Origin of the sequence: Butyricicoccus sp. AF35-5AC (assembly GCF_003477715.1) — a bacterium.
Classification (GTDB): Bacteria; Bacillota; Clostridia; order Oscillospirales; family Butyricicoccaceae; genus Agathobaculum; species Agathobaculum butyriciproducens.
The window spans coordinates 119,981-131,663 of sequence record NZ_QUDX01000005.1; the positions used below are offsets into that span (position 1 = coordinate 119,981).

Here is an 11,683-nt window from a genome sequence, read left to right on the forward strand (position 1 = left end):
TCGGCAGAATATTCATATTTGCATATTTATGTTATTATCTTAAAAACGACTACCAATTCTCTATTATGTCATTTCCATATATACTGTCTAATATTTTTCGTTTAATGACTATGCGTTCATTTATCTGCGTTTCGTATAAATATTCTATAAGTGCAAGAAAACACCGTGAAGCTTTTCACAGAGCTGCGCCGTTGATGAGCAATAATAAGACGAAAAACACGAGCGCTGTATATTTACTCTGGAAGCAGACCAGTCCTCGGCGTATTCCATGAGATACGTTGTCACCAGACGAACATAGGAACTTTTATTCGGAAAGATTCCAATCACGCTGGTACGTCTCCGGATTTCACGATTCAATCTCTCAATCATGTTGGAAGATGAGATTTTTCACGCATCCAGCATTGGAAATGCATAGAAGGCCAGAGAATCTTCCAATCCGTCTTCAAGGCACTGAACCGCTTTCGGAAAGCGTTTGGCATAGGAGTCGATCACATCATATGCGCGATAATATCTCTGCGGCCATTTTCGTCCACACCGCACACGATAAGTATCGCCATGCTGACAATTCTGCCATCTACACGAACTTTTTCGCACAGTGCGTCCACCCGGAGAACCGGGTATACTGTATCAGCGAGGGAGCGATTGACGAAGAACGGAATATAGCCGCCCTGACGAACCTTGGGCACCATGAGGTACATCGTGCCCATTCAGGTATCCAAACGGCGAGGACGATAACCGCTGCGGTATCCGCTCCTGCCGTCCGTGCGCTGGCTCTTCTCTGCTCCCAGCTGCTGATCGACCTCTGCCTCCATCAGCTCTGTGCATAGCCATTCCAGCCATACTCAGCATCGGATCCGGTTGCGTCACACATTGCAGTAGCAATTCTGTCAGATTTGTGGTATTCTTTTTGTGAGCCATTAGGGTCTCTCCTTTACATCATGATTTTTTCGACAACCATCATTTTACAGGAGCCCTGATGGCTTGTCCATTCTCTGTTTGCTTTTGCGAACTTGATTATGCACTATCGTTTAGTTTCTCCATAAATCCATGCTATTCTTCCTGATTCATATGATAAGGTACAATAAGTTGCGCAAATTGAAAACCGCATAAAAGAAGACATAGTTTGCAGGCTCTGGTAGAATGAAGTTACCACACACCATTCTGAAAGGAGACAACAAACTATGTCCGAGAGAATTGTACAGCTGAATGAGGAAATTATCAAGGAGAAAATCAAGGAATTGGTCCGCAGCAGCGTGGAGGAAACCCTGAACGAACTGCTGGAAAAAGAGACGGAGTCCTTGACACAGGCTGCCCGCTACGAGCGCAGCGAGGTCCGTCAGGACTACCGCAGCGGCCACTATGACCGGAATCTCACCACCGCCTCTGGTGACGTCACGCTCCATATGCCGCGACTCAAGGGCGTATCCTTCAAGACTGCCATCATCGAGCGGTATCGCCGCCGGGAAAGTAACGTGAAGAAATCCCTCATCGAGATGTACCTGGCAGGCGTGTTTCCGTGCACCGGGTAGAGGACATCACCGAGGCGCTGTGGGTCAGCAAGGTCTCGCCCGCCATCATCAGTGAACCGAACAAGAAAGCCTACGTCCATATCGAGGACTGGCGCAACCGCCCGTTACAGGGCGGGCGCTATCCGTATGTCTACGTGGACGGCATCTATCTGCACCGCAACTGGGGCGGAGAGTATGAAAATGTAGCCATTTGGGTGGCAATCGCCGTGAATGATGACGGTTTCCATGAGGTTTTAGGCGCCGCTGAGGGAATGAAAGAGGACAAGACCAGATAAGCCAGCTTCTTTCAGTGGCTCCGCGGACACGGCTTGGACGGCGTAAAATTCATCGTCGGCGGCAAGTGCATGGGGATGCTGGAGGCCGTGGGCAAGGTGTTCCCGGACGCCAAATACCCGCGCTGCACGGTGCATTTCTACCGCAATGTTTTCTCTGTTGTGCCTAAATCCAAGGTCAAAATTGTGGCAAAAATGCTTAAGGCGATCCACGCGCAGGAGAGCAAAAAGGCGTCCCGCGACAAGGCTAAAGCAGTCGTCGCCGAACTGCGCGCCATGAAGCTGAAGGAGGCTGCCAAGAAGGTCGAGGACGGTATCAAGGAAACGCTGACCTACTGCGATTTTCCCAGCGGGCACTGGACGCGCATCCGTACCAACAACGTGATTGAGCGGCTGAATCGAGAGATCCGCCGCAGAACCCGTGTGGTGGGAACATTCCCTGACGGCAACTCTGCTCTGATGCTGGTCTGCGCCCGGCTTCGCCATGTAGTGGGCACGCAGTGGGGCAGCAAAAAATATATGAACATGAAGCACTTGGAGACGGCGCTGGACGACGCCTTCATTGCCGGCTGACTTCATTCAGCCGGAGAATCTGCAAACAATTTTGCGCACAAATCTTGACGGGACCGAGTCTATTAGATGCACGCATGTGATATAATCTTGGCCACGCATTTTGTCAATTCGTATACAGATCTTTGGCGAAATCATAGATGTTGCCGCACTGTTTGCGATTATTGAACAAAAAGTGCTCTCCGTTTGCTGGAGAGCACCTTCGTTTTTTACTTAGCCGACACGCTGTCTGGAGTGGTGCAATTCGATCTGCTTGGACTTGATGAACACGCTCAGCTTCTTGTAGGCAAGCATGGTAATCGCAGTCAGGATTGCGCCTTTGATGAGATTGAACGGCAGAACGCCGAGCAGCAGATAGCCCTGCATGCCGGTCACATACGGGTTGATCGCGTTGCATGCATCAAAGATAGCCTGCAGCGGCATAACCTGCGAATAAAACGGAATGATAAGAAAATAGTTGGTCAGCATGCCGACACAGGCCATAGCGACCGATCCGGCTGCACAGCCGAGGACAGCCATCTTGCGGCTCTTGTGACCGCGGTACAGCAGCACGGCGATAACAATGAGCGTGGAAAGCATCAGGAAATCTGCGACCTCACCGGAGCCGCCGGTCTGGGTCTGGGTCAGATGAATAATGTCCTTGATGCCGATCATCGTGATCGCCGGAGCGATGCCGAAAATAAACGCACCGATGAGCACGACCGCGCCGGACAGATCCACCTTGAGGAACGGCGGCATGAACGGAATCGGGAATTCAAAGTACATCAGTACGGTTGCGATAGCCGCAAAAATTGCGGTGTAGGTGATTTTGCTGGTTTTTGTCATTGCTGTTTTTTCTCCCTTTCAGGAGTCCTGTTCCATAAATAAAACAAGCCCCTGGATTGCTCCAGAGGCATACAGACGTAGCGATAGGTACATCTGTTTCTCTCATCCGGACTATAACCGTCGGTTGGGATTCTAACCCATCATGCCTTGCGGCTCGCAGACTATCAGGCTCGAAGCCTGTATACTGCCGGTGGAGACTTTCACTCCGCCCTGAAACAGAACTAATTTATTTATACTGCTATTATAGTCGCCAGTAAAGGACTTGTCAACACTTCAGCAAGAAAAAACAAAAAAGCCGCCTTCCCTTGCGAAAGCGGCTTTTTATCAGAAATCAGTCTTCCTTGCTGCTCATCAGAGTAACCATAACGGCCTTCTGTGCGTGCAGGCGGTTTTCTGCTTCCTCGAAAATTTCGTTTGCGTGCTCCTCGAACACCTTGGTGGTGATCTCCTGCTCACGGTAGGCCGGCAGGCAGTGCTGCACCATGCAGCCCGGCTTTGCAGCAGCCAGCAGCTCATCATTGACCTGATAGCCCTGGAATGCCTTCATGCGGACTTCCTTCTCGGCTTCCTGACCCATGGACGCCCATGTATCAGTGATAACAACGTCTGCGTTCTCAGCAGCCTTCATCGGGTCATCGGTGATGAAGAAGTTCGGATTCGGCTCTGCGAATGCCATAACCTCAGCGTCCGGACGGTAGTCCACCGGCGTTGCGACGGAAACCTTCATGCCGGTCTTGAGGCCGCCGACGATCAGCGAGTTTGCCATGTTGTTGCCGTCGCCAATGTAGCACAGCTTGAGACCCTCAAGAACGGCAAACTTCTCGCGGATGGTCATGAGGTCCGCCAGAACCTGACACGGATGGCAGAAATCAGTCAGACCGTTGATGATCGGAATAGAGCCGTAGTTTGCCAGATCCTCTACTTCCTTCTGCTCGTAGGTGCGGATCATGATGCCGTCCAGATAGCGGCTCAGCACGCGGGCCGTATCCTGTACCGGCTCGCCGCGGCCAATCTGCAGATCACGGTTGGACAGGAACAGCGCCTGACCGCCCAACTGATACATGCCGGTCTCGAAGGAAACACGGGTGCGGGTGGAGGACTTCTGGAAGATCATGCCAAGACTCTTGCCTTCCAGATGACGATGGGAAATGTTGTGCTTTCTCTCATACTTGAGCTGATCCGCCAGATCGAGCAGACCGATGATCTCCTCGGTAGAGCAGTCAAGCAGCTTCAGTAAATGCTTCATTGTAATAAACCCTTTCTGCAAATTAGTAGTTAGTAATTATTTGGATGCTGCTGCACCAGTGCGATAATCACGTTAATTACTAATTATCAAAATACTTTTGCCATGATAGCGAGTGCTTCATCCAGTTCTTCCTTGGAAATGGTGAGCGGCGGGAGCAGACGAACGGCATTTTTGCCGGCGGTGATCGCCAGAACGCCGTTTTCGATCAGCTTATTGGCAAACACGGAGTGCTTTCCTTCCTCAACGATGATGCCGAGCATGAGACCCATGCCGCGCACGCCCTTGATATTCGGCGAGCCAAGGGACAGGATGCCGTTGCGCAGGTACTCGCCCTTTTCGCGCACTTTCATCAGGAACTGGCCGTCACCGACAGTATCGAGCACGACGTTTGCTGCAGAGCAGACAATCGGCGTACCGCCGAAGGTGGTCGCGTGCGTGCCCGGCGTCAGGACGTTGCAGCAGGTATCCGCCGCCATGACAGCACCGATCGGCATGCCGCCGCCAAGACCCTTTGCCATAGTGACAACGTCCGGCTTGATGTCGTACTGCTGGAAAGCAAACAGGCTGCCGGTACGGCCAATGCCGGTCTGCACCTCGTCGATGATAAGCAGCATATCCTTCTCGCGGCAGAGCTTCTCTACCTCCTTGACGAACTCGCGGTCCAGCGGCAGAACACCGCCCTCGCCCTGAATCAGCTCCATCATGATGGCGCAGGTCATATCGTCCGCCTTTGCGCGTACCGACTTGATGTCGTTGGCAACCGCGTAATCAAAGCCCTCGGTAAACGGGAAGAAATAGTTGTGGAAACGCTCCTGACCGGTGGCCTTCAGCGTGGTTACGGTACGTCCGTGGAAGGAATTGATGAGCGTCAGCACCTTGAAGCGGCCCTCACCATACTTGTCGAACGAGTACTTGCGCGCCAGTTTGATGGCACCCTCGTTTGCCTCAGCGCCCGAGTTGGCAAAGAATACCTTGCCGCCCAGATGTGTCTTTTCTACCAGCTTCTTGGCAACCTGAACCATCGGCTCGGTGGTGAACAGGTTGGAAACATGCATCAGCTTGTGCGCCTGCTTATCGATCGCGTCAATGATTGCCGGATTGGCATAACCAAGGCAGTTTACGCCGATGCCGGAAGCAAGATCGATGTACTTCTTGCCCTCAACGTCCCACAGAGTCGCACCCTCGCCGTGGTCCAGCGCAATCGGGAAACGGCCATAGGTGTTCATTACATATTTATTTTCTTCGCTTTTTAATTCATTGTAAGTCATAGGGTATCACCTTTTATCGGAGATACGGAGCGAATCATTCTCCATTCTCCATTTTCAATTCTCAATTACTGAAACATAGTGCCTGCGCCGACCTTGGAAAGCAGCTCGATCAGAATCGAATGCTTGACACGGCCGTCCAGAATAGTGGCACGCTCAACGCCCTTGCGGACTGCCTCAACACAGCAGTCTACCTTGGGGATCATGCCGCCCTTGATGATGCCGTCGTGCACCAGCTTCGGCACCTCGGACACCTTGAGACGGTGAATGACACTGTCCGGATCGTTAATGTCCTGCATCAGACCGCGTACGTCGGTCAGCAGAATCAGCTTTTTTGCACCGAGTGCAACTGCCAGCTTGCTGGCTGCGGTGTCAGCGTTGATGTTGTAGTTGGTTTCATCGTCGATGCCCTGTGCAACGGTCGAGACGACCGGAATATAGCCCTGCTGCAGCACATCGATAACCGGAGACGGGTCTACGTCCATAATGTCGCCGACGTAGCCGTAATCCGTACCCGAGCGGTCGGTCAGGCGCTTCGCCTGAAACAGGCCGCCGTCCATGCCGCCGAGACCGATGCCGCGGCCGCCTGCCTTCTCGATCAGGGTTACAAGGTCCTTGTTGACCTTGCCGCACAGCACCATCTGGACAATATCCATGGTTTCACGATCGGTATAGCGCAGGCCGTTGACAAACTTGCTCTCCTTGCCGATCTTCCCCAGCATTTCATTGATCTCCGGGCCGCCGCCGTGTACGATAACGACCTTGACGCCGACCAGATTGAGCAGTACCAGATCGTGGATGACCGCGTCCTTCAGCTCCTCGTTGATCATTGCGTTGCCGCCGTATTTTACAACAACGGTCTGACCGTAATATTCCTGAATATACGGAAGTGCTTCGACCAGAATATTGGCGCGCAGCTCCGCATCAAGTTGAGTATCCATACTAATTCGTTCCTTTATCCTGTTATAAGCAGCGATTACGTTCTATAATCTCCGTTAATTTTCACATAATCGTAAGTAAGGTCGCAGCCCCATGCAGTAGCGCTGTCCTCGCCCTCATTTACATCAACCGCAATGGTAACCTCGTTCTCGGAGAGCACCTTTTTCGCCAGTTCTTCATCAAAATCCAGAGCCGCACCCTTGTCGCAGACTGCTACGCTGCCTGCTGCGGACTCGAACGCCATAGAAACGTACTCCGGACGGAACGGTGCCTTGGAGTAACCCATTGCACACAGTACACGACCCCAGTTTGCATCTGCACCGAACATAGCCGCCTTGACGAGGTTGGAGCCGACAACGGCCTTGGCCAATCGCTCAGCTGCCTCCTCGGAGCGGGAGTTCTTAACGGTGCAGGTAACCAGCTTGGTTGCGCCTTCGCCGTCTGCAGCAATCTGGCGTGCCAGACGGGTGTTCACCTCGTTCAGCGCCTTGCAGAACGCCTGATATTCCTCGTCCTGCCACTCGATGAGCGTGTTGCCGGCCATGCCGTTTGCGAGCACGATGCACATATCGTTGGTGGAGGTGTCGCCGTCAACCGTTACGCGGTTGTAGGTTTTCTTGACATTCTCCTGCAGTGCGTCAGTCAGCATTTCATGCGTGATGGCGCAGTCGGTCGTGATGAAGGACAGCATAGTGCCCATGTTTGGATGAATCATGCCGCTGCCCTTGCAGATGCCGCCGATGCGGCAGGTCTTGCCGCCGATGGTGAACTCAACAGCCGCCGTCTTGGGCTTGGTATCGGTGGTCATGATGGCGCGATTTGCCTTCTCGGAGGCGTTGTCCTCCAGAACCAGTTCCGGCAAGTGCTCCTCGATGCACTCGATGTTGAGGCGCTGACCGATCACACCGGTGGATGCAACGGCAACATCGGTTTCGGCTACGCCGAGCAGCTTGGCCGCTGCCTGCGCCATACGGCGAGCGTTCTCCATACCGTCCAGTGCACAGGCGTTCGCGTTGCCCGCATTGGCAACGATCGCGCGTGCTACGCCGTCCTCGAGGTGCTCCATGGTAACATACAGCGGAGCCGCCTTGACGCGGTTCATCGTGTAGGTGGCAGCCGCGGTGCATTCGCATTCGCTGAAAATGATCGCGGTATCGTCATTCGTGCGGCTTTCCTTGACGCCGCAGCGCACACTGCCCGCCTTAAAGCCCTTTGCGGCGCAAACGCCGCCTTCGATAATTTTCATAATAATTCTCCCTGCTGAAATCAGAGGTTTAAGCCGGTCGTTTCATCCAGACCGAGCATGATATTCATATTCTGCACGGCAGCGCCCGAAGCGCCCTTGCCGAGATTGTCAAACAGTGCGGTGACAATGGTCTGCTCCTCGTGGCCGCAGACGATCAGCTTGAGGCTGTCGTGACCGGCCAGTGTGTTGGCGTAGATCATCGGCTCTTCACCGCCGAACGGCGCCACGGTGACAAGCTGTTGACCCTCGTAGTGCCTGGTGAGTGTCGCATGCACGAGATGTGCATCTACGCCCGGGAGCATAACTGTGGTGGCCATACCCTTGTAAAAGTCACCTACGATTGGCACGAACACCGGCGCCTGCGTCAGACCGCAGATGTAGCCCATCTCCGGCAGGTGCTTATGGTGCAGGTTCAGACCGTAAATGCGCTCGGAATCATGTCGCGGATCGCGGTTCTCGTCCTGATACTCCGCGATCATTTTCTTGCCGCCGCCGGAGTAACCGGTCAGCGAAGCACAGGTGAGCGCGGTGTCCTCGGCAATGATACCGTTTGCTACCAGCGGGTAAACCGAGGAAATAAATCCGCTTGCATGGCAGCCCGGATTGGCAACGCGCTTGGAGTTCTTGATGGCTTCGCGGTGCGCCTTGGACAGCTCGGCAAAGCCGTAATCCCAGTCCGGGTCGGTGCGATGCGCGGTCGATGCATCGATGACACGGGTGGTATCATTCTCGATGAGCGAAACCGCCTCTTTCGCCGCCGCATCCGGCAGGCACAGGAACGCAATGTCGGCTGCGTTGAGGAACTTGCGGCGCTCCTCGGTGTCCTTGCGCTTGTCCTCGTCGATGAGCAGCAGCTCGATATCGTCGCGGCCACCGAGGCGCTCGTAAATCCGGAGACCGGTCGTGCCCTCTTTGCCGTCGATGTAAATTTTAGGCTTCATCGTCCTCAACCTCCGCGATGAACTTGTCAATTTTATCAATCTGGCGGGTTACTTCCTGCGGAGCCGGGCCGCCGATGACCTTACGCTCAGCAACACAGGTGCGCAGGTCGAGTGCGTCGTATACGTCGTCGCCGAACTTGTTGGAAATGGCTGCAAAGTCGCGCATGGTCATGGTCTCGAGGGTCTCATCGGCCTTGATACACTGGTTGACCAGACGGCCGACCGTCTTGTACGCATCGCGGAACGGAACACCCTTCTTGGTCAGGTAGTCGGCGCAGTCGGTTGCGTTGATAAAGCCGCGGGAGGCTGCCTTGCGCATGTTGTCGCGGCGCAGCGTCATGGTGGAGAACATCGGCGTGAATACCTCGAGGCACTGCTTTACGGTGTCGATCGCGCCGAATACAGCCTCCTTGTCCTCCTGCATATCCTTGTTATACGCCAGCGGCAGACCCTTGAGTACGGTCAGCATGGTGGTCAGCGCACCGTAAACACGGCCGGTCTTGCCGCGGATCAGCTCGCACACGTCCGGGTTCTTCTTCTGCGGCATGATGGACGAGCCGGTGGAGTACGCATCGTCCAGCTCAACGAACTTGAACTCCCAGGAGCACCACGAAATAATTTCCTCGGACAGACGAGACAGGTGCATCATCAGGATGGACAGCGCGGAGAGCAGCTCCACGCAGTAGTCACGGTCGGATACGCCGTCGAGCGAGTTGTCGGTCAGGCGGGCAAAGCCAAGCTGCTGACGAACGAAGTCGCGGTCGATGGGATAAGTGGTCGAAGCCAATGCACCCGAGCCAAGCGGCATTTCGTCCATGCGCTCGCAGCAGTCCTGCAGGCGGGATACGTCGCGCTTGAGCATGTTGGCATACGCCATCATATAATGTGCAAAGGTCGTCGGCTGTGCGCGCTGCAGATGGGTGTAGCCCGGCATAACCGCATCAAGATTCTCGCGGCTCTTTGCAGTCAGTGCCTTCATGAAGCCGAGGATCAGCTTGATGATCTCCTTGATCTCCTTCTTGACGTACAGACGCATATCGAGTGCAACCTGATCGTTTCTCGAACGGCCGGTGTGCAGACGCTTGCCGGTATCACCGATGCGCTCGGTCAGCAGCTGCTCGACGTTCATGTGGATGTCCTCGTAATCGAGCGAGAACTCAACCTTGCCGTCCTCAATATCCTTGAGGATGCCCTTCAGACCTTCGACGATCTTTTCGGCCTCATGCTCCTCGATGATGCCCTGCTTGCCCAACATGGTAGCGTGCGCGATAGAGCCGGTGATATCTTCCTTATATAAACGGCAGTCAAACAGGATGGAAGAGTTGAAATCGTTTACCACCAGATCGGTTTCCTTCTGGAAACGTCCTGCCCATAATTTTGCCATATTTATGTTACCTCACAAAACACTCATAGGGCGGCACACAACGGGCGTGCCGCCCTACGATTTCTTTTACTTACTTTTCAACAGACGGGAAATGCTCACCGGTCTTCTTGTACAGGATCTGATCGTTCAGGGCACGAACCTTGAGCGGCAGGCCGAACAGGTTGATGAAGCCTGCGGAATCTGCCTGATCGTAGCAGTCATCCTCGTTAAAGGTTGCCATATCCTCGGAGTACAGGCTGTACGGAGAGGTTACGGAAGCCGGGATGATGTTGCCCTTGTACAGCTTCAGCTTAACATCGCCGGTAACGGTCTCCTGGGTGGAGTCAACAAATGCAGAGAGCGCCTTGCGCAGCGGCGTGTACCACTGGCCGTTGTAAACCAGCTCGCCAAACTTGAGAGCAACCTGATTCTTGTAGTGTGCGGTCTCCTTGTCGAGGGTGATCTCCTCCAGCTTTGCATGTGCTGCGTACAGGATCGCACCGCCCGGAGTCTCATAAACACCGCGGCTCTTCATACCGACCAGACGGTTCTCAACGATATCGAGGATACCGATGCCGTTCTCGCCGCCGAGCTTGTTCAGCTTCTCGATCAGGGCAACAGACTCGAGCTTCTCGCCGTCAACTGCGGTCGGAACGCCCTTCTCAAAGTGGATGGTAACATAGGTCGGCTTGTCCGGAGCCATTTCCGGAGAAACACCCAGCTCGAGGAAACCCGGCTTGTTGATCGGTGCTTCGTTGGACGGCAGCTCGAGGTCCAGACCCTCATGGCTGAGGTGCCACAGGTTCTTATCCTTGGAGTAGTTGGTCTCCTTGTTGATCTTCAGCGGAATGTTGTGTGCTTCCGCATACTCGATCTCCTTCTCACGGCTGTTCAGCTCCCAGAAACGCCACGGAGCAATGATGTCCATCTGCGGTGCAAATGCATGAATAGCCAACTCGAAACGAACCTGATCGTTGCCCTTGCCGGTGCAGCCGTGGCAGATCGCGTCAGCGCCTTCCTTCAGTGCAATATCAACAATACGCTTTGCGATGATCGGACGAGCGAACGAGGTTCCCAGCAGGTACTGCTCGTAGGTTGCGCCCGCCTTCATGGTCGGGATGATGTAGTCATCAACGAAGTCCTTGGTCAGATCCTCGATGTACAGCTTGGACGCGCCGGTCTTGAGCGCCTTCTCCTCCAGACCGTCCAGCTCGGTGCCCTGACCGACGTTGCCGGAAACCGCGATAACCTCACAGCCGTAATGCTCCTTCAGCCACGGAATGAGTACCGAAGTATCCAGACCGCCGGAATATGCCAGAACAACTTTGTTATATTTCTTTTCCATGTTTTTCGACCTCGCATTCTGCGTTTTTTTCGATGGTTTTATTATACTACCGCCATACTCATTTGGCAAGCAAAATTTATAATTATTTTCTCCATTGTATATTTATGCATACTATGAATTTGAATTTGATAAATAATGCTTG

Annotated in this window: 8 protein-coding genes, 2 pseudogenes and 1 riboswitch; of the genes and pseudogenes, 1 reads left to right on the forward strand and 9 read right to left on the reverse strand. The window is 53.8% G+C overall.

The features are described from left to right. Positions 1 to 144: 144 nt before the first annotated feature. Positions 145 to 918, reverse strand: a pseudogene (locus DWZ82_RS15625) (transposase). Between the two features lie 263 nt (positions 919 to 1,181). Here DWZ82_RS15625 and DWZ82_RS08350 point away from each other — a divergent pair. Further along, positions 1,182 to 2,374 (forward strand): annotated as a pseudogene (locus tag DWZ82_RS08350) (IS256 family transposase). Between the two features lie 210 nt (positions 2,375 to 2,584). Here the strand turns inward: DWZ82_RS08350 and DWZ82_RS08355 are convergent. From DWZ82_RS08355 to DWZ82_RS08390, 8 genes are all read right to left on the reverse strand, one after another. After that, positions 2,585 to 3,196 carry an ECF transporter S component gene (locus DWZ82_RS08355; RefSeq protein WP_118480130.1) on the reverse strand — a complete coding sequence of 204 codons (612 nt, stop codon included), beginning with the start codon at positions 3,194 to 3,196 and terminating at the stop codon, positions 2,585 to 2,587. A gap of 90 nt (positions 3,197 to 3,286) precedes the next feature. Beyond that, a riboswitch (FMN riboswitch) is annotated at positions 3,287 to 3,418 on the reverse strand. Positions 3,419 to 3,527: 109 nt separating this feature from the next. Further along, complete coding sequence (argF, locus tag DWZ82_RS08360) at positions 3,528 to 4,442, reverse strand: ornithine carbamoyltransferase (RefSeq protein WP_118480132.1); 915 nt, start codon at positions 4,440 to 4,442, stop codon at positions 3,528 to 3,530. 86 nt (positions 4,443 to 4,528) lie between these two features. Next, a complete protein-coding gene (locus DWZ82_RS08365; protein ID WP_118480134.1) occupies positions 4,529 to 5,710 on the reverse strand; it encodes an aspartate aminotransferase family protein in 1,182 nt (393 codons plus the stop codon). Positions 5,711 to 5,775: 65 nt separating this feature from the next. After that, a complete protein-coding gene (gene argB, locus DWZ82_RS08370; RefSeq protein WP_118480136.1) occupies positions 5,776 to 6,648 on the reverse strand; it encodes an acetylglutamate kinase in 873 nt (290 codons plus the stop codon). 35 nt (positions 6,649 to 6,683) lie between these two features. Further along, positions 6,684 to 7,892 carry a bifunctional glutamate N-acetyltransferase/amino-acid acetyltransferase ArgJ gene (argJ, locus tag DWZ82_RS08375; protein WP_118480138.1) on the reverse strand — a complete coding sequence of 403 codons (1,209 nt, stop codon included), beginning with the start codon at positions 7,890 to 7,892 and terminating at the stop codon, positions 6,684 to 6,686. Between the two features lie 20 nt (positions 7,893 to 7,912). After that, complete coding sequence (gene argC, locus DWZ82_RS08380) at positions 7,913 to 8,833, reverse strand: N-acetyl-gamma-glutamyl-phosphate reductase (RefSeq protein WP_118480140.1); 921 nt, start codon at positions 8,831 to 8,833, stop codon at positions 7,913 to 7,915. Then, positions 8,823 to 10,217 carry an argininosuccinate lyase gene (gene argH / locus DWZ82_RS08385; protein ID WP_118480142.1) on the reverse strand — a complete coding sequence of 465 codons (1,395 nt, stop codon included), beginning with the start codon at positions 10,215 to 10,217 and terminating at the stop codon, positions 8,823 to 8,825. The genes argC and argH overlap by 11 nt, the downstream gene beginning before the upstream one ends. Positions 10,218 to 10,287: 70 nt before the next feature. Continuing rightward, entirely contained in the window at positions 10,288 to 11,541 is a 1,254-nt protein-coding gene (locus DWZ82_RS08390; RefSeq protein WP_117487980.1) for an argininosuccinate synthase, read from the reverse strand. Positions 11,542 to 11,683: the final 142 nt, after the last annotated feature.

Excerpts from the sequence above, each read along its gene's own strand:
- DWZ82_RS08355 (WP_118480130.1), bottom strand. The coding sequence starts at position 3,196 with ATGACAAAAACCAGCAAAATCACCTACACCGCAATTTTTGCGGCTATC.
- argH (WP_118480142.1), bottom strand. The coding sequence starts at position 10,217 with ATGGCAAAATTATGGGCAGGACGTTTCCAGAAGGAAACCGATCTGGTG.
- argB (WP_118480136.1), bottom strand. The coding sequence starts at position 6,648 with ATGGATACTCAACTTGATGCGGAGCTGCGCGCCAATATTCTGGTCGAA.
- argF (WP_118480132.1), bottom strand. The coding sequence starts at position 4,442 with ATGAAGCATTTACTGAAGCTGCTTGACTGCTCTACCGAGGAGATCATC.
- DWZ82_RS08390 (WP_117487980.1), bottom strand. The coding sequence starts at position 11,541 with ATGGAAAAGAAATATAACAAAGTTGTTCTGGCATATTCCGGCGGTCTG.
- argC (WP_118480140.1), bottom strand. The coding sequence starts at position 8,833 with ATGAAGCCTAAAATTTACATCGACGGCAAAGAGGGCACGACCGGTCTC.
- argJ (WP_118480138.1), bottom strand. The coding sequence starts at position 7,892 with ATGAAAATTATCGAAGGCGGCGTTTGCGCCGCAAAGGGCTTTAAGGCG.
- DWZ82_RS08365 (WP_118480134.1), bottom strand. The coding sequence starts at position 5,710 with ATGACTTACAATGAATTAAAAAGCGAAGAAAATAAATATGTAATGAAC.